Origin of the sequence: Blastococcus sp. TF02A-35 (assembly GCF_004571075.1) — a bacterium.
Lineage (GTDB): Bacteria > Actinomycetota > Actinomycetes > Mycobacteriales > Geodermatophilaceae > Blastococcus.
This window is the reverse complement of record NZ_SPQP01000001.1, coordinates 113,727-130,506: the sequence shown is the minus strand read 5'-3', so window position 1 is coordinate 130,506 and position 16,780 is coordinate 113,727. Positions and strand designations below refer to the sequence as shown.

17 protein-coding genes are annotated in these 16,780 nt (G+C 75.7%); 7 read left to right on the top strand and 10 right to left on the bottom strand.

Going from position 1 to position 16,780, the window contains the following annotated elements; genetic code table 11:
* Positions 1-97: 97 nt before the first annotated feature.
* The 3 genes from larC to E4P43_RS00605 all read right to left on the bottom strand — a co-directional run bounded on the left by larC (position 98) and on the right by E4P43_RS00605 (position 5,770).
* Positions 98-1,309, bottom strand: coding sequence for a nickel pincer cofactor biosynthesis protein LarC (larC, locus tag E4P43_RS00615; protein ID WP_135143476.1), 1,212 nt, complete (start codon positions 1,307-1,309; stop codon positions 98-100).
* A gap of 22 nt (positions 1,310-1,331) precedes the next feature.
* Positions 1,332-3,956, bottom strand: a complete 2,625-nt coding sequence (locus tag E4P43_RS00610) for a diguanylate cyclase (RefSeq protein WP_245158845.1) — start codon at positions 3,954-3,956, stop codon at positions 1,332-1,334.
* Between the two features lie 128 nt (positions 3,957-4,084).
* Complete coding sequence (locus E4P43_RS00605; RefSeq protein ID WP_135143474.1) at positions 4,085-5,770, bottom strand: GGDEF domain-containing protein; 1,686 nt, start codon at positions 5,768-5,770, stop codon at positions 4,085-4,087.
* A gap of 110 nt (positions 5,771-5,880) precedes the next feature.
* Here E4P43_RS00605 and pheA point away from each other — a divergent pair, with 110 nt between their 5' ends.
* Genes pheA through E4P43_RS20715 form a run of 3 tightly spaced genes read left to right on the top strand, consistent with a single transcriptional unit; the run spans position 5,881 to position 7,240 of the window.
* The gene (gene pheA, locus E4P43_RS00600) at positions 5,881-6,828 is read left to right on the top strand and encodes a prephenate dehydratase (RefSeq protein ID WP_135143473.1); all 948 of its coding nucleotides are present in this window, start codon (positions 5,881-5,883) and stop codon (positions 6,826-6,828) included.
* A gap of 58 nt (positions 6,829-6,886) precedes the next feature.
* A complete protein-coding gene (locus E4P43_RS00595) occupies positions 6,887-7,084 on the top strand; it encodes a hypothetical protein (protein WP_135143472.1) in 198 nt (65 codons plus the stop codon).
* A 24-nt stretch (positions 7,085-7,108) separates the two neighbouring features.
* Complete coding sequence (locus tag E4P43_RS20715; protein ID WP_280790917.1) at positions 7,109-7,240, top strand: hypothetical protein; 132 nt, start codon at positions 7,109-7,111, stop codon at positions 7,238-7,240.
* Here the strand turns inward: E4P43_RS20715 and E4P43_RS00590 are convergent, their stop codons facing one another.
* Together E4P43_RS00590 and E4P43_RS00585 are read right to left on the bottom strand one after the other, a co-directional pair.
* Positions 7,241-8,128 (bottom strand): 2-dehydropantoate 2-reductase, encoded by an 888-nt coding sequence (locus E4P43_RS00590; RefSeq protein ID WP_135143471.1) that lies wholly within the window; start codon positions 8,126-8,128, stop codon positions 7,241-7,243. It lies immediately after the preceding gene.
* 11 nt (positions 8,129-8,139) lie between these two features.
* Positions 8,140-10,263, bottom strand: a complete 2,124-nt coding sequence (locus tag E4P43_RS00585) for an MMPL family transporter (protein ID WP_135143470.1) — start codon at positions 10,261-10,263, stop codon at positions 8,140-8,142.
* Positions 10,264-10,340: 77 nt separating this feature from the next.
* Between E4P43_RS00585 and E4P43_RS00580 the strand changes: the two genes are divergently transcribed.
* Positions 10,341-10,808, top strand: a complete 468-nt coding sequence (locus E4P43_RS00580) for a MarR family transcriptional regulator (protein WP_135143469.1) — start codon at positions 10,341-10,343, stop codon at positions 10,806-10,808.
* Here the strand turns inward: E4P43_RS00580 and E4P43_RS00575 are convergent.
* The 5 genes from E4P43_RS00575 to E4P43_RS00555 form a co-directional block, all read right to left on the bottom strand.
* The gene (locus E4P43_RS00575; RefSeq protein WP_135143468.1) at positions 10,771-11,115 is read right to left on the bottom strand and encodes a hypothetical protein; all 345 of its coding nucleotides are present in this window, start codon (positions 11,113-11,115) and stop codon (positions 10,771-10,773) included. The two genes, E4P43_RS00580 and E4P43_RS00575, sit on opposite strands and share 38 nt — an antisense overlap.
* 48 nt (positions 11,116-11,163) lie before the next feature.
* Positions 11,164-11,499, bottom strand: coding sequence for a co-chaperone GroES (locus E4P43_RS00570; RefSeq protein WP_245158844.1), 336 nt, complete (start codon positions 11,497-11,499; stop codon positions 11,164-11,166).
* 26 nt (positions 11,500-11,525) lie between these two features.
* Entirely contained in the window at positions 11,526-11,819 is a 294-nt protein-coding gene (locus E4P43_RS00565; protein WP_135143467.1) for a hypothetical protein, read from the bottom strand.
* Positions 11,820-11,881: 62 nt separating this feature from the next.
* The gene (locus E4P43_RS00560; RefSeq protein ID WP_135143466.1) at positions 11,882-12,229 is read right to left on the bottom strand and encodes a metallopeptidase family protein; all 348 of its coding nucleotides are present in this window, start codon (positions 12,227-12,229) and stop codon (positions 11,882-11,884) included.
* Positions 12,226-13,656: a GuaB1 family IMP dehydrogenase-related protein gene (locus tag E4P43_RS00555; RefSeq protein ID WP_135143465.1), complete on the bottom strand. Its 1,431-nt coding sequence runs from the start codon at positions 13,654-13,656 to the stop codon at positions 12,226-12,228. The genes E4P43_RS00560 and E4P43_RS00555 overlap by 4 nt, the downstream gene beginning before the upstream one ends.
* 68 nt (positions 13,657-13,724) lie before the next feature.
* On the opposite strand from E4P43_RS00555, the gene serS reads away from it, so the two are divergent.
* The 3 genes from serS to E4P43_RS00540 are packed head-to-tail and all read left to right on the top strand — an operon-like array spanning position 13,725 to position 16,724.
* Positions 13,725-15,023 carry a serine--tRNA ligase gene (gene serS / locus E4P43_RS00550; protein ID WP_135143464.1) on the top strand — a complete coding sequence of 433 codons (1,299 nt, stop codon included), beginning with the start codon at positions 13,725-13,727 and terminating at the stop codon, positions 15,021-15,023.
* Complete coding sequence (locus tag E4P43_RS00545) at positions 15,020-15,928, top strand: HAD family hydrolase (protein WP_135143463.1); 909 nt, start codon at positions 15,020-15,022, stop codon at positions 15,926-15,928. Before serS ends, E4P43_RS00545 begins: the two co-directional genes overlap by 4 nt.
* Positions 15,921-16,724: a Cof-type HAD-IIB family hydrolase gene (locus E4P43_RS00540; protein ID WP_135143462.1), complete on the top strand. Its 804-nt coding sequence runs from the start codon at positions 15,921-15,923 to the stop codon at positions 16,722-16,724. The genes E4P43_RS00545 and E4P43_RS00540 overlap by 8 nt, the downstream gene beginning before the upstream one ends.
* The last annotated feature ends 56 nt before the right edge of the window (positions 16,725-16,780 follow it).

Genomic DNA, 16,780 nt, shown 5'->3' with positions numbered 1-16,780 from the left:
TCACCCCGCAGGCCGTTCCGGCGGTTCCCGCCTCACCGGTGCGGGCCGGTGTACCCCCGGGCGCCCCGCTACTCCTGGGGCGAGGGCGGGCGGGCGGTCACTCCCAGAGCGGGGGAGCGTCCTCCAGCCGCGAGGCCGGGTCGGCCGGGTAGGCGGCCTCCGCGGCGGCGGTGGCCGCGCGGAGCACCTCCTTGACCGGCAGCCCGCGCTCGCCGGCCAGCGCGACGACGTCCTCGAACTCGACGCTCACGTTCACCACGCGCTCGCCCGCGGCGGCGACCTTCACGCCCACCTGCCCGCCGAGGACGTCGACGGCGGCCTGCGTGCGCTCGAGCGCGACCTTGCGGACCTCGACGACCCGCATGCCGGTGGTGGAGGTGCTGGAGAAGACGGCGGACTGGACCGGGTTCAGGACGTCGGGCCGGCACAGGGCCGAGAGCATGTGCGCCGGCCGGCCGTGCTGCACCAGGATCGGCGTCAGCCACGCGTCGGAGGCGCCGGCGGCGAGCACCGCGTCCAGCACGCCGGGCCAGAGCCGGGGGTCCAGGTCGTCGACGTTGGCCTCCACGACGACCGGCAGGAGCGGCGCGGGCCGCGAGGGCTCGCCCAGGACCAGCCGGACGACGTTGGGCAGCTCGTCGGGGTCCTCCGCGCCGGCGCCGGTGCCCACCCGGGTCGGGCGCAGCGCGGGCAGCGGCGTCCACTCGTCCACCCGGGCCGCCAGCAGCGCGGCTGCGGTGGGCGTGCACATCTCGGTCGGCCGGGCCCCCGCGTGCACCGGCAGGCCGGCGAGCAGGTCGAGCACGGCCGGCGCGGGGACCGGGACGACGCCGTGCGGGCCGCGGACGGAGCCGCTGCCCAGCGCGACCGGGGAGGCCGTCAGCCGGTCCAGCTCCAGGTACTCCAGGGCGGCCACGACCCCCACGACGTCGGCCAGCGCGCCGAGCCCGCCCAGCTCGTGGACGAGCACGTCCTCCGGCTCCACCCGGCGCGCCCGTGCCTGCGCGGCGACCAGCCGCTCGAGCACGGCGAGGGAGCCGTCGCGCACGGCCGGCGGCAGGGCGCTGTCGCCGAGCAGGGTGCGGACGTCATCCCACGTCGAGGGCCCGCCCGCCTCCGGGGCGTCCACGCGGACGTGCGTGGCGCCCAGGCCCTGGCGGGAGACCTGCTCGGCAGCCGGCCGCAGGTGTTCCACGTGCAACGCCGCGACGGCCTCCGTGGGCACCTCGAGCGGGACCCCGGCGTCCACGAGGGCGCCGAGCAGCATGTCGCCGGACGCGCCGGCGGCGAGGTCCAGCCAGCCGATCACGCGAGCACCGCCTGCGGCCCCGTCACCGGGTCCTGCCGCTCCTCCTGGCGACCCGCGCGGCGAAGACGCCGGCCGAGTACCCGTTGTCGATGTTGCTGACGGTCATGCCCGGCGTCGCCGCCGTCAGCATGGTCATCAGGGCGCCGAGCCCGGCGAAGGCCTGCGGCTGGCCGGTCGAGGTCGGCACCGCCACCACGGGGACGTCGGTGAGCGCGCCCACCATCGTGGCCAGGGAGGCCTCCATGCCGGCGACGACGACCAGGCAGTCGCTGTCGTCGAACAGGGACCTGTCGGCGAGCAGGGACCGCGTCCGGCTGCCCGCGACGTCGTCGACCCGCACCACCTCGGTGCCGGCCACGCGGGCCACGAACGCCGCCTCGGCGGCCACGGGGATGTCCGCACCGCCGCCGGACAGCACGGTGACGCGGCCGACCGGCTCGGGGAACGGGCCGACCGCGGCGGCCGAGGCCGCGGCGTCCATCGTCGTGTACGCGTCGTGCTCGGTGGCCAGGGCGACGAGGACGTCGGGGGTGGCCCGGAGCACCAGCGCCGGGCGGTCCGGGTGCTCCCGGCGCGCCTCGCGGACCAGCGCCAGCACCTGCTCGGCGGTGCGTCCGGTGGCCCAGACGACCTCCGGCTCCCACGCCGGCGCCGGGGCCGGGGCGCCGACCGCGGCCGGCTCGACGACCTCGACCTCCGGCGGGACGGGGCCCAGCAGCGGCTCGCCGGGGCGGTCGGTGGTGAGGGGGACGTGCGGCGGGCTGAGCAGCGGGCCGAACCCGGAGCTCTCCTCCAGCACCGCGGCGGTGGTCGCCACCACGGCGTCGGTCCCCGTGGCGTCCGCGGGGGGTGCGCCGAACAGGACGTCGAGCGGGCTGCCCGCCGCGCGGGTCTGGGTGACGGCCGACAGCCGGACCACCCGGTCCCGCCCGCTGCGCTTGGCGTCGTAGAGGACGCCGTCGGCCGCGGCGAACAGCGTCTTGCGGTCGTCGCCCCGGGTCGCCGAGGCGATGCCGGCGCTGATGGTCACCGGGACGTCGAGCCCCAGCTCGGACCACGGGTAGCGGACGACCGAGGCCCGGATGCGCTCCAGGGCCCGCTCGGCCTGCTCGGCGGTGGTCTCGGGCAGCAGGATGACGAACTCGTCACCGGCCCAGCGGCACACCTCGTCGGTGTCGCGGACGCCGGCCACGAGCAGCTCGCCGACGGCCCGCAGCACGGCGTCGCCGCCCGGGTGGCCGATGGCGTCGTTGATGGACTTGAACCTGTCGACGTCGACCACGGCCAGCGCGGGGACGTCGCCGGCGGCCAGCAGCCCGTCGAGGCGGGCCTCGGCGTAGCGGCGGTTCGGCAGGTGGGTGAGCGGGTCCTCGTAGGCCTGCCGGCGCAGCTGCCCGGCGGCCCGCTCGGTCTCCAGCAGGCTCTTGCGCCGGCCGAAGAGCTCCACCCAGCGGGTGCGCCGCTCGTCGACGCGGTCCAGCTCGTCGGCGAGGTAGGACTGCAGGTAGGGCAGCGCCCGCTCGGCGTCGTTGAGGTCGGCGTGCAGCGTGCACAGCTCGCGCAGCGCGGCGCGGCGGACGCGCGGCAGGCCGTGCTCGGTCGCCAGGTCCAGCGCCGCCACGAGGTGCTGGTCGGCGGCGCGGCCGTCGCCCTGGCGGCGCAGCGCCCGGCCCAGCGCCAGCTGCGCGGAGGCGAGGCGGGCGCGGTCGTCGGCGGCGCCGGACAGCCGGACGGCGGCCCGCAGCGGGCCGACCGCCGCCGCCTGCTCACCCATGCCCACGAGCGCCCACCCGTGCACGATCTGCGCGGGCACCACGCCGGAGGCGCCGGGCGGCAGCTGGGCCAGCGCCTGCTCGGCCAGCTGCCGGGCCTCGGCGAAGTAGGGCGCCGCCGACTCGGGCGCGCCGTCGTCCAGGAGGCCCTCGCCCAGCTCGGCGCAGAGCTCCCCGAGCCGGGTGGCGGCGACCGCGACGAGGACGTCGGGGTCGGCCGCGTCGTCCTCCAGGACGGCCGGGTCCGCGGCGGCGGCCTGCGCCGTCTCGTGGGCCCGGCGCTGGTAGTCCAGGGCCAGCGGCATGAGCTCCAGGTCGGCGAGGACGCCGGCGAGGGTGGTCAGCGTGTCCACCAGCAGGACGCTCGGCGGGAGGGCCGGGTCGAGCAGGCTCGCCGCCTCGACCGCCTCGTCCATCGCGGCGTCGATGCGCCGGGAGAGCAGCTCGATGCGCGCGTGCCGGGCCAGGCCCGCCGCGCGCTGCAGGTCGTCGTCGGCGGCGTCGAAGGCCGCCTTGGCCGAGCGGACGAGGGCGATGGCCAGCGCCGCGCGGGAGGCCGACTCCGAGCGGGGGTCGGCCTCGGCGCCGGTCCCGTCGATCAGCTCCGCGACGCCGGCGTGCAGGTCGAGCGCGGGCTCGCCGGGCGGGTCGGAGGACACCGGCTCGCCGACGAGGGTGAAGCCGGCCAGGCGCAGCCGGCGCACCAGGAGCTCGGCGCGCAGCGTGTCGGCCCAGGCCCGGCCCAGCGACACCGGGGCACCCTCCAGCGCGTCGGCGCCCGGAACGGCCGCGACGTAGGGGGACGGGTCCCGCTCCACACCCGCGAGCAGCTGCTCGGCGTCGTCGAGCTGCCAGTTGCTGAGGGCGGCGGTCACCCGGTGATGCAGGGCTCCCGGTGGCACGACCGCACTGTGCAGGTCGGTACCGACGGTGTCGAGAACCGGTGACGAAACGCGCCGTCCCCCGTCCGTCGTGCCCCTCCCGTCCCACGCGTGCGGGAAGCTCACGCGCTCGCCCCCCGGTCGGTGCCGGTCGGGGGGAGCACGTCGGTGGGCGGCTGGGCGCGCACCCGGTTGCGTCCGCCGCGCTTGGCGGAGAACAGGTGCAGGTCGGCGGTGTCGAACAGCGCGCGCCACCCGACGACGGGGTTCGGCTGCCCGTCGGGGACCGCCGGCGCGGTCGCCACCCCGATGCTCACGGTCACCGGGTCCGACAGCGAGAGGTCGCTCCAGTCCGCCTCGGCGACCGCCGAGCGCAGCCGCTCCATCACGACCATCGCCAGCGCCTCGGTCGCCGTCGGCAGCACGACCAGGAACTCGTCGCCGGCCCAGCGGTACACCTCGTCGCCGGTGCGGCTGTGCTCGCGCAGGAGGTCGGCCACGCGGCGCAGGACGGCGTCGCCCTGCGTGTGCGAGGCCTCGTCGTTGACCTCCTTGAACCGGTCGACGTCGACGACGGCCAGCGACAGCGGCTCCTCGCCCAGCCGCAGCGAGCCCAGCCGGCGCTCGGCGCTGCGCCGGTTGCCCAGCCCGGTGAGCGGGTCCTCCAGGGCGTGCCGGCGGAGGACCGCGGCCTGGCGCTCGGCCTCGCGCAGCCGGCTGCGGCGGACGAACATCTCCGCCCACATCTCGCGGCCACGGGCGTGCGCCCGGCCGGTGTCGGCGCGGTAGGCCTCCAGCCAGTGCAGCGCCTCGGCGGGCCGGCCGAGGTCGGCGTTGTCCTGCCCCAGCTCCAGCAGCGTCTGCCGGTAGCGGCGCCGGTCGCCCGTCGCGGCGAACGCGCCGGAGGCGTCGACCAGCAGGTCGATCGCCTCCTCGCCCAGGACGACGTCGCCGTCCCGCTTGGCCACGGCGGTGAGCAGCCGGGCCAGCACGAGGTCGGTGTAGCCGCGCAGCCAGACGCCGGCGTCGCGCTGGACCGACCGGCGGACGCGCCGCAGCGGCCCGAGGGCGTCGTCGAGGTCCCCGGTGCACATGAGGGCCCAGGCCTGGACGACGTCGAGCAGGTCGGCCTCGGCCTGGGTCGGCTCCCAGGCCAGCTCGCGGGCCGCGGTCGCGCGGGCGATCGCCTCGCCCGCCAGCTCGGCGGCGCGCTCGCGGTCGCCGCGACGGCGCAGGGTCTGGGCCAGCTCCACGTGCTGGCGGGCCGAGAGCAGCAGCAGGCGCCCGTGGTCGCCGACGTCGGGCAGGGCCGCGGCCACCTGGTGGCCGCGCGCGGCGTGGGCGACCGCCAGCTCCTCGAGGTCCAGCCCGGAGAGGGTGAGGGAGAGCCAGCGGTGCGCCTGCAGCAGCGCGCGGGAGGGCTGTGCGCCGTGGGTGTCGGTGAGCAGGCTGGCGTCGACGGCCAGCAGCATCGCGTGGTCGAGGTGGTCCGCGGTGACCTCGATGTGGGCCAGGTAGGCCATGAGCAGCGCCGTCTCCGGCGAGACCGGGCAGCGGTCCAGCAGGTCGCGGGCGGCGGCCACCTCGTCGGCCGCGCGCTCGCCGTCGCCGTCGAGCTGGGCGCGCCGGGCCGCGAAGGCGTGCCGCCACGCGGTCCAGGCGGGGTCGTCGCTCTCGGCGAGGGTGGTGTCGGACTCGTCGAGCAGGTCGAGGAAGGCGGCCGGGTCCTCGGCGTCGGCGGCGTCGAGGAGCCGCCAGAGCGCGGCCTGGAGGACGCCGGGGGTGACGCGGGCCGGGCCGGGGGTCACCTGCTCCTCCACTCGCGGGTCGGGCGGCCGCTGGGGCCGGGTCTGCCGGTGGCGAGGCCGGTGTGCCGGGTGGGCCGTGCGCCTCGCCCTCAGCGCACTACCCTCGTCGGATGCCCGGGAAGCCACCCAGCTCGTCGCCGACGCGGTACGTCTACCTGGGGCCCGAGGGTACCTTCGCCGAAGCGGCCCTGAGCAGGGCGATTGCCACGGCGGAGGGACCCCGTGCCCCCCGCCCGAGTGTCGCCGCCGCCCTCGCCGCCGTCCGGTCGGGTGACGCCGACGCCGCCCTCGTGCCGTTCGAGAACTCCGTCGAGGGCTCGGTGCCCGCGACGATGGACGGCCTCGCCGACGGCGACCCGCTGGTGATCACCCGGGAGGTGTTCCTCGAGGTCGCGTTCGTCCTCGCGGTCCGCCCGGGCACGGAGCTCGCCGCGGTCCGCTCGCTGGCCAGCCACCCGCACGCGCTCGCGCAGACCGGCCGTCGCCTGGCCGAGCTGCTGCCCGAGGTCACCCCGATGCCCACGACGTCGACGGCGGCGGCCGCGGCGGCCGTCGCGGCGGGCGAGGTCGACGCGGCGGTGTGCGCGGCCATCGCGGCCTCGCGCTACGGGCTGGAGTGCCTGGTCGACGACGTCGCCGACAACGCCGGGGCCGTCACGCGGTTCGTGGTGGTCGAGCGCCCCGGCCCGCTGCCCGCGCCGACCGGCAACGACAAGACCTCGCTGGTGGCGGTGGTGGGCGACCGCACCGGCGCCCTGCTGGACCTGCTCCGCGAGTTCGCCGTCCGCCACATCAACCTGACCCGCATCGAGTCGCGGCCCACCCGGCAGCGCCTGGGCGTCTACTCGTTCTCGCTGGACTGCGAGGGGCACGTCGCCGAGCCGCGGGTGGGGGAGGCGCTGTCGGCGCTGCACCGGCTGAGCGACGACGTCCGGTTCCTCGGGTCCTACCCGCGGGCCGACGGCCGCGAGAACCGGCCGGTGCCCGGTGAGGCCACCGACGCCGCGTTCACCGAGGCCGAGGGGTGGCTGTCCCGCCTCCGCGCCGGCGAGCTCTGACCGGCCCGGCGGCGGAAACCAGCCCGGAGGCGCCGGGACACCGCTACGCTCCGCCGCCGTGACCGCACCCGCCATGCCCGCGCCGCCCGGCCTGCCGCTCGACCCGGCGGTCCGGCGCCGCGCTGCCATCGAGCTGGGCCTGCTGCAGGGCCTCTACCTGCTGTTCATGGTCGTGTGGTTCATGGTCGTCGTCGCCGGCGCAATGGCGGCCGGCAGCGCGGGCTCGGTGCTCGGCGTCCTGCTGTTCTTCGCCTAGGTCGCCTACCCGCTGGTCGCCCTCGTGACCACGGTCGTGGCCTGGGTGCTGTTCGCCAACAGGCGCGTCGCGCCTGCCCGGTGGGTCAACCGCGTCCCCCTGCTGTGGGTGGCCATCGGCGCCACCCTGCTCCTGTGGGTCTTCGTCGCCGGCTGATCACCCGAGGCGGGCGCGCAGCTCCTCGACGACCCGCCGGGTGACCGGGACGTCGACCCCGTGCCGGTCGGCCGCCCGCAGCACAGCGCCGCCGATCGCCTCGAGCTCGGTCGGGTTGCCCTCCGCGGCGTCCCGCTCCATCGACGACCGCATGCCCTCGGGCAGCGACCAGGCGAACTCGCGGGTGGCCGCGGGGTCCGCCGCGGCGCCGTCGGCGCGGGCCACCTCCGCGACCTCGGCGATGACGGCGACCAGCTCGTCGCCGTACCGGTCCCGCACCGCGCCGAGCGGCGTCATGGCCCGGGTGGTGAGCAGGGCCATGGGCGCCAGGAAGCAGAGCTTGTCCCAGAGCAGGCCCGCCTCGTCGGGCCGGACGGCGACGTCCACCCCGGCCTCCTGCAGGGCGTCGGCGAGGGGCTCGGCGCCCGGCGCCAGCTGCACGGCCACCAGCTGCCCGTCGTGCCGGACCTCGCCGGGGGCGGGCCGCGAGGCGAAGACCCGGATGGTGCCGGCGACCACCCGCGCAGCGGGGTAGCGCTCGCGCAGCGCCGCCATGTGCTCGACGCCGTTGAGCAGCGGGACGAGCACCGCGCCCCCGAGCACGTCGGCCGGCACCCGGTCGAGGGCCTCGGCCAGCTGGGTGGCCTTGGTCGTCACCAGGAGGACGTCGACCGGGGAGGTCAGCCGGTCGCTGCCGTGGACCGGCACGGCCAGCTCGCCGAACCGGTCGCTGGTCAGCCGCAGCCCGTGCCGGTCCAGGTGCTGGGCGGTCCCCGGGCGCGCGAGGCAGGTGACCGCGTGGCCCTGGCGGGCGAGGAGGGTGGCGAGCATCCCGCCGACGCCGCCGGGACCGAGCACCGCCACGCGCAGGGCATCCACGGCGCCCATCCTCCCCTGGGTCAGGTGGCCCCGACCCGCTCGGCCTCCCGCGGCTGCTCGACCGGGCCCTTCGCCAGCCTGCTGGGCCACCAGACCCGGTCGCCGGCCAGGTGCACCGCGGCGGGCACCAGCAGCGACCGGACGAGGAAGGTGTCCAGCAGGACGCCGAAGCCGACCAGGAACCCGAGCTGGGTCAGGATCACCAGCGGGAGCACGGTGAGCGCGCCGAAGGTGGCCGCCAGCACCAGCCCGGCGCTGGTGATGACCCCGCCGGTGACGGCCAGCGCGCGCAGCACGCCGTCCCTGGTCCCGTGCCGGAGCGACTCCTCGCGGGCACGGGTCATGAGGAAGATGTTGTAGTCGATCCCGAGCGCGACCAGGAAGACGAAGCCGATCAGCAGCACCTGCGGGTCGCTGCCGGGGAACCGGAAGAGGTGCTCGAAGACCAGGGCGCTCACGCCGACCGTGGAGAGCACGCTCACCGCCACGGTGGCGACCAGGAGCACCGGCGCGACCAGCGCCCGCAGCAGCAGCGCCAGGACGACGGTGATCACCAGCAGCACCAGCGGCACGATGACCGCGAGGTCGCGGGCCGCGGTGTCCTGGGTGTCCAGGTCGCTCGCGGTCGAGCCGCCCACCAGCGCCTCGGGGTCGACGTCGCTGACGGTGGCGCGCAGCGCGGCGACCGTGTCCTGGGCGGCGGGGCTGTCGGGGGTGTCGGTGAGGGTGGCGTCGATGCGGACCAGCCCGTCCACCTCGACCGGGGCGCCGGCCTGCCCGGGGGGCCCGTCGCCGGTGAAGGGCGCGACCTGGCCGACGCCGTCGACCCGGCCCACCGCCTCCGCGACGGCCTCCCAGCCGGCGGCAGGCGTGATGATGACGGCGGGGGTGGCGCTGCCGGCGTCGTAGTGCCGCTCGAGGGCCTCCTGCCCGACGGCGGAGGGGGACCCGCCGCGGACGGCCTCGGAGAGGGGGATGCCCTCGGCGTCGAAGGTGGGGGCGAAGGCGGCCATGACGACCAGCACCCCGAGGCTGCCGAGCAGGACGCGGCCCGGGCGGCGGCCGACCGACGTCGCCACCCGCTCCCAGCCCCTGCCGTGCGCGTGCTCCGAGCCGTACTTCGGCCGGAAGGGCCAGAACGCGGCGCGCCCGAAGAGGACCAGCACGGCCGGCAGGAAGGTGAGCGCGGCCAGCATGGCGAAGGCGATGCACACCGCGGAGATCGGGCCGAGGCCCCGGTTGCTGCCGAGGTCGGAGAAGAGCAGGCAGAGCACGCCGAGGACCACCGTGGCGCCGGAGGCGACGATCGGCTCCCAGGACTGCTTGAGCGCGATCCGCATCGCGGTGAACCGGGACTCCTCCTGGCGCAGCTCCTCCCGGTAGCGGGCGACCAGCAGCAGGCCGTAGTCGGTGGCCGCGCCGACGACGAGGATCGAGGCGATCCCCTGGCTCTGGCCGTTGACCGCGATCCAGCCCTCGCGGGCCAGGAAGTAGGCGACGGCCAGCGAGACGACGAGCGCCATGCCGGCGGTGCCGATGACCAGGAACGGCAGGATCGGGCTGCGGTAGACGACGAGCAGGATCACCAGGACGACGCCGAACGCCGCGAGCAGCAGCAGGCCGTCGATGCCGGAGAAGCCCTCGGCGAAGTCGGAGAACGTCGCGCCGGGGCCGGTGACGTGCGCCGTCGTGCCGTCGAACGCCGCCAGGTCGCGCAGCTCGCCGACGACCACGCCCAGCTCGTCGCCGAGGTCGGGGCTGAACGGCAGCACGACCTGCGCTGCGGCGCCGTCCTCCGAGGGGACCGGCGGCGAGCCGGGGCCGGTCAGGGCGTCGGCGTCCTCGGCGGTCCGGGTCGCCTCGTCCGCGCGCTGGGCGATCTCGCCCAGCTGGGCCTCGTCGAGCGGCCCGTCCTCGCTCTCCCAGAGCAGGATCACCGGGAGGCTGCGCTCGGTGGCGAACTCCCGCTGCAGCTCGGTGACGCGCGTGGACTCGGCGCTGTCGGGCAGGAACGCCGTCGAGTCGTTCTCCTGGACGGTGCTCAGCTTCCCGCTGAACGACCCGAGCGGGCCGGCGAAACCGAGCCAGAGGAGGGCGATGACGGCCGGGAGGACCCAGCGGAGCGGGGACGTGCGGCGAGGCATGATTTCCCTTGAGAGTCGATTATCTCGATCGTCGAGAGATTACGGTGGCACGGGACGTCGTGCGAACGGAGGGGCCGGTGTCCGACGAGAGCGCCCGTGAGCTGGCACTGCTCCTTCGCCGGCTGAACGTCGAGCTGGATGCGGTGACGGCGAGGTTCGCGGAGCTGCACGGGCTCAACCGGACCGACGTCCGGGCGCTCGTGGCGATCATGGACGCCGCCCGGCGTGGCGAGGCGCTGACCGCCGGCCGGCTGGGGGAGGCCGTCGACCTGCGCTCGGCCTCGGTGACCGCGCTGGTCGACCGGCTGGAGAAGGTCGGCCACCTCCGGCGGACGCGTGACGCCCAGGACCGGCGCCGCGTCGTGCTGGAGATGTCGGACTCGGCACGGGTCGCCGGGCACGAGCACTTCGGCGGGCTCGCGCGCGAGCTCACCGCCGCCATGGCGGGCTACACCGAGGACGAGCTGGCCGTCGTCCGCCGCTGGCTGGAGGACATGACCGCGGTCATCACCCGGCACTCCCGCGCGCAGCCGGACGGGGCGTGAGCCGCGCGGCCACGAGCGGGGCGCCGACCAGCCCGACCAGGCCGGTGGCGGCCAGGCCGTAGAACGCCCACAGGGCCGCACCGACCGGCGTCGCGAGCAGCAGGGACGTCAGGAGGAGGGCGGCGTTCAGCACCACGAGCGCGGCGTGCGCCGCCGTGGAGCCGCGGTGGGCCAGGAGCCCGAGGACCGCCAGGGCGACCAGCCAGGGCACCGGGACCGGGCCGGGGTCCCCGGGCAGCTGGGCGACCGCGGCGCAGGCGGCCACCGAGGCGGCCCAGACGGCGAGCCCGAGGCGGTTCGGCTGCATGCGCGCATCGTGGACCGGCAGCGGCGCCGCGACAAGCGCCCGGGCCGGTCAGAGGTAGAGGCCGGTCGACTCCTCGATGCGCTCGGCGGCGACGGCGTGCACGTCGCGCTCGCGCAGGATGATCAGGTCCTCGCCGTGCACCTCGACCTCGTGCTGGTCCTCCGGGGAGAAGAGCACCTGGTCCCCGAGCTTCACCTGGCGCACGCTCGGGCCGACGCCCTTGGCCTCGCCCCACACCAGCCGCTTGGCCACCTGGGCGGTCGCGGGGATGAGGATCCCGCCGCTGGAGCGCCGGTCGCCGTCCTCCTTGCGGAGCGCGACCAGGATGCGGTCGTGCAGCATCTTGATCGGCAGCTTGCCGGCGGTGGCGATGTTGTCGGGCACGTCGGTCGACGGTACCGGTAGGGCGCTCAGCCGAGCCCGCGGTGGGCGGCCCAGAGCTGCCCCGCGCGGTCGGCGGCCGCGGCGACCAGCGCCGCCAGCTCCGGCCGGTCCGGCACGGGGAAGGAGACGTACGCGCCGCGCCCACCGGCGGTCGGCCGCCCGTACGCCTTGGCGGCCAGGGACCCGTCGGGGAGCAGCCGCACGGTGAGGGTCGTCAGCCCGAACTCCTCGCCGCGCCGGGTGTCGGTCCAGCGGAGGTGCTCGGGGATGGTCACGTTGATGGCCAGAGCGCCGACCTCTACGGCGTCGTCGCTGCTCATGGGCCGGACGCTACCGCCGTCCCGGGGGTGGCAGAGGGGCCGGAATGGCCCTGTCGGCCCTGTCAGCCCCAGCCGAGCTCGTGGAGGCGGTCCTCCTCGATGCCGAAGTGGTGCGCGATCTCGTGGACCACGGTGATCGTGACCTCCTCCACCACGTCCTCGGCCGTCTCGCAGATGTCGCAGATGGCCTCGCGGTAGATCATGATCCGGTCCGGCAGCGCCCCGCCGTACTCCCAGCCGCGCTCGGTCAGCGCGTACCCCTCGTAGAGCCCGAGCAGCTCGGGCTCGTCGGGGTTCCGGTCCTGCACCAGGACGACGACGTTGTCCAGCAGCGCCATCAGCTCGGCCGGCACCTCGTCGAGGGCGTCGGCGACCAGGCCCTCGAAGACCGGCAGCGGCAGGGGCCTCACCAGCTGGTCGGCAGCGGCCGGCCCTCTTCGTAGCCCGCCGAGCTCTGCACGCCCAGGACGGCCCGCTCGTGCAGCTCGTCGACGGTGCGGGCGCCCGCGTAGGTGCAGGACGACCGCACGCCGGCCACGATCTGGTCGATGAGGTCCTCGACCCCGGGGCGCTGCGGGTCCAGGTACATGCGGGACGAGGAGATGCCCTCCTCGAACAGGCCCGCCCGCGCCCGCTCGAAGCCGCTCTGGGTCGCCGTCCGCGCCTTGACCGCGCGGGCCGACGCCATGCCGAAGGACTCCTTGTAGAGCCGGCCGGCGTCCTCGTGCACGTCGCCGGCGCTCTCGTAGGTGCCGGCGAACCAGGAGCCGACCATCACGTTCGCCGCGCCCGCGGCCAGCGCCAGCGCGATGTCGCGCGGGTGCCGGACGCCGCCGTCGGCCCACACGTGCCTGCCCAGCGAGCGGGCCTCGGCGGCGCACTCCTCGACGGCGGAGAACTGCGGCCGGCCGACGCCGGTCATCATCCGCGTGGTGCACATGGCCCCGGGCCCGACGCCGACCTTCACGACGTCGGCACCGGCCTCGACCAGGTCGCGGGTGCCCTGCGCCGTCACCACGTTGCCGGCGACGACCGGCGTGGAGCCGGCCACCGAGCGCACCGCGCGCACGGCCTCGATCGCCTTCTCCTGGTGCCCGTGCGCGGTGTCGACCACGAGCACGTCGACCCCGGCCGCGAGCAGGGCCGACGCCTTGCCGGCGACGTCGCCGTTGATGCCGACGGCGGCAGAGGTGAGCAGCTGGCCCTCGGCGTTGACGGCGGGCGTGTAGAGCGAGGAGCGCAGCGCGCCCTTGCGGGTGATGACGCCGACCAGCCGGTCGCCCTCGACCACCGGGGCGGCGCTGACGCGCTCACCGGACAGCACGTCGAAGATCTTGGTGAGGTCGGTGCCGGCGGGGATCGTCAGCGGCTCCCGCGTCATGACCTCGGACAGCTGGGTGAACCGGTCGACCCCCTGGCACTGGCCGTCGGTCACGACGCCGACGGGGGCGCCGTCCTCCACGACGACGACGATCCCGTGCGCGCGCTTGGTCAGCAGCGACAGCGCCTCGCCGACCGTCGAGGTGGGGGAGAGGGTGATCGGGGTGTCGTAGACGGGGTGCCGCGTCTTGACCCAGGAGACGACCTCGGAGACGACGTCGACCGGGATGTCCTGCGGCAGGACGGCGAGGCCACCGCGGCGGGCGGCGGTCTCGGCCATCCGCCGGCCGGAGATCGCGGTCATGTTGGCCACGACGATCGGGATCGTCGTCCCCACGCGGTCGGGGGTGGTCAGGTCGACCTCGAGCCGGGACCCGACCGTGGAGTGCGCCGGGACCATGAAGACGTCGGAGTACGTCAGGTCGTGCGCCGGACGGGAGCCTTCGAGAAAACGCATGCCTCCATTGTGGGCGGTGTTCAGCACTGGTGGACGCACCGTCCACCAGCAGGTGACAAAATCGGCCGGTGATCGACCTCCGGCTCCTGCGCGAGAACCCCGACCTCATCCGTGCCAGCCAGCGTGCCCGGGGTGCCGACGAGTCCCTGGTCGACCAGCTGCTCGCCGCCGACACTGCCCGCCGCGAGGCGGTGCGGCGCGCCGACGACCTGCGGGCCGAGCAGAAGAACGCGTCCCAGGCGGTCAAGAAGGCCACGCCGGAGGAGCGGCCCGCCGTCCTCGAGCGGGCCAAGGCCCTGGCCGCGGAGGTCAAGGAGGCCGAGGAGGCGCAGCGCGCCGCCGACGCCGCCCTGCGCGAGGTGCACGCGAAGATCCCGAACGTCGTCGCCGACGAGGTGCCCCCGGGCGGTGAGGACGACGCCGTCACCATCCGCACGGTCGGCGAGGTGCCCACCTACGACTTCGAGGTGCGCGACCACATCGAGATCGGCGAGCTCCTGGGTGCCATCGACATGGAGCGCGGCGCCAAGGTGTCGGGCTCGCGCTTCTACTTCCTGACCGGCCCGGGCGCCCTGCTGGAGTTCGCCCTCGCCCAGCTGGCCATCAGCCGGGCCGTCGCCGCCGGCTTCACCCCGGTCATCGCGCCGGCGCTGGTGCGCCCCGAGGCCATGGAGGGCACCGGCTTCCTCGGCGAGCACGACGAGGAGGTCTACCGGGTCGAGCGCGACGACCTGTACCTCGTCGGGACGTCCGAGGTCGCGCTCGCCGGCATGCACGCCGGCGAGGTCCTCGACCTCTCCGCCGGCCCGAAGCGCTACGCCGGCTGGTCCTCCTGCTTCCGCCGCGAGGCCGGCTCCTACGGCAAGGACACCCGCGGCATCATCCGCGTGCACTGGTTCGACAAGGTCGAGATGTTCAGCTTCGCCCGGCCGCAGGACACCGAGGCCGAGCACCTGCGGCTGCTGGCCTGGGAGGAGGAGTTCCTCCAGGCCCTCGAGCTGCCCTACCGGGTCGTCGACATCGCCGCCGGCGACCTGGGCACCAGCGCCACCCGCAAGTACGACATCGAGGCCTGGTTCCCGACCCAGGGCACCTACCGCGAGCTCACCTCGACCTCGGACTGCACCACGTTCCAGGCCCGCCGGCTCGACATCCGGTACCGGGACGAGGACGGGAAGACGCAGACGGCGGCCACGCTCAACGGCACGCTCTGCGCCATCGCCCGCACCATCGCCTGCCTGCTCGAGGTGCACCAGCGGGCCGACGGCTCGGTGCACGTCCCGGTGGCCCTGCGGCCCTGGCTCGGCGGCATCGAGGCCATCACCCCGGGCATGACGCTGGCGGCGCCGCTGCCGCCCACCGCATGAGCGAACGCCCGCCGAAGGCCCTGCAGGCCTACGGCGTCCTGCCCGGCGCCGACACCGTCGTCGAGCTCGGGGACCTGGGGCCCTGGCGTCCCAAGCTGGTCGCGACCGACCTCGACGGCACGCTGCTCGACGAGGCCGGCGAGGTCACCCCGCGCACCCGGGCGGCGCTCACCGCCTGCTGGGACGCCGGCATCCCCGTGGTGGGCGTGACCGGCCGCGGGCCCCGGCTGCTGGAGAGCGTGCGCGCCGCGCTCGACGGCCGCGGCATCGCGGTGCTCTCCCAGGGCGGGTTCGTCGTAGACCTCGAGCGCGACGAGGTGCTCCGCGCCGTCGCGCTCCCCCGCGAGCAGGCGATGGCCGCCGTGGAGCGGATCGAGGCGGTGGCCGGCGACCTGCTCATGGCTGTCGAGGAGGCCGCGGAGCAGGGCGAGGTGCGCGGCGCGCTCCGGGTGCAGCACGGCTTCGACTGGCCCTACCCCGAGGCGGCCGAGCTGCTGCCGAAGGGCGAGGTGCTGCCGCCGGGCGCCGTCCTCAAGGTCTTCCTGCGGTCCCCGGAGCTGGGGCAGGACGAGCTCCTGGCCCGCGCCCGCGCCGCCCTGGACCCGGCCGAGGCCGAGGTGACGCACGCGGGTCTCGGCTTCATCGAGGTGCTGCCGCCCGGCATCACCAAGGCGTCCGGGCTGGCGATCGCGCTGGACCGGTACGGCGCCGACCTCGGCGACGTCCTGGTCTTCGGCGACATGCCCAACGACCTGCCAATGCTGACCGCGGTCGCCGGGGCGGGCGGCCGGGCCGTGGCGATGGCCAACGCCCACCCCGACGTGCGTGCCGTCGTCCAGGGCGTCACCAGCGGGCACCGCGCCGACGGCGTGGCCCGCTACCTGGAGGCACTGCTCGATGTCTGACCGGAAGCCCCGGCTGATCGCCAGCGACATGGACGGCACGCTGCTGCGCTGGGACGACACGGTCAGCGACGCGACGGTGGCCGAGCTGGAGCGGTGGCGCGCCGACGGCGTCCCCGTCGTGCTGGCCACCGGCCGGCCGCCTCGCTGGATGGTCCGGATCCGCGAGGTCCTGCGCTACGGCACGGCGGTCTGCTGCAACGGCGCCGTCATCCTCGACCTGGAGCGGTTCGAGATCCTGCACGAGGAGCCGCTGCACCCCGACGTGCTCGGGTCGGTCACCGCCGAGCTCCGCCGCCGGCAGCCGGACACCTGGTTCGCGGTCGAGTACGGCCTGGAGTTCCGTCACGAGCCGATCTACAAGCCGCGCTGGGACGTCGACGCGCCCGGCGTCGCCGAGGCCACGCTGGACGAGATGACCGCGCAGCCGGTCGCCAAGCTGCTCGCGCGCCACGAGCACCTGCCGCGCGACGAGTTCGTCGCCCTGGTCCAGGCCGTCGTGGGCGACCGGGCGACGGTCACGAACTCGTCCAGCGACGCGCTCGCCGAGATCTCCGCGGCCGGCGTGACGAAGGCGTCCGGGCTGGCGAAGGTGGCCGCGCAGCACGGCGTCGGGCCGGAGGACGTCGTCGTCTTCGGGGACATGTCCAACGACATCGCCGCGTTCGAGTGGGTCCGGGCCGCCGGCGGCCGCGCCGTGGCCATGGCGCACGCCCACCCCGACCTCCTGGCGGTGGCCACCGACGTCACGGGCACCAACGACGACGACGGCGTCGCGGAGTTCCTCGCGTCACTCTGAACACGCTGGTCACAGGGTCGTGCACAACGATCCCACTGGCTGGAGCGCTCCACGGT

Coding starts and splice junctions, on each gene's coding strand:
- E4P43_RS00585 (WP_135143470.1), bottom strand. CDS start 10,263: ATGCCTCGCCGCACGTCCCCGCTCCGCTGGGTCCTCCCGGCCGTCATC.
- E4P43_RS00590 (WP_135143471.1), bottom strand. CDS start 8,128: ATGGGCGCCGTGGATGCCCTGCGCGTGGCGGTGCTCGGTCCCGGCGGC.
- pheA (WP_135143473.1), top strand. CDS start 5,881: ATGCCCGGGAAGCCACCCAGCTCGTCGCCGACGCGGTACGTCTACCTG.
- E4P43_RS00575 (WP_135143468.1), bottom strand. CDS start 11,115: ATGCAGCCGAACCGCCTCGGGCTCGCCGTCTGGGCCGCCTCGGTGGCC.
- E4P43_RS00555 (WP_135143465.1), bottom strand. CDS start 13,656: ATGCGTTTTCTCGAAGGCTCCCGTCCGGCGCACGACCTGACGTACTCC.
- E4P43_RS00540 (WP_135143462.1), top strand. CDS start 15,921: ATGTCTGACCGGAAGCCCCGGCTGATCGCCAGCGACATGGACGGCACG.
- E4P43_RS00545 (WP_135143463.1), top strand. CDS start 15,020: ATGAGCGAACGCCCGCCGAAGGCCCTGCAGGCCTACGGCGTCCTGCCC.
- E4P43_RS00565 (WP_135143467.1), bottom strand. CDS start 11,819: ATGAGCAGCGACGACGCCGTAGAGGTCGGCGCTCTGGCCATCAACGTG.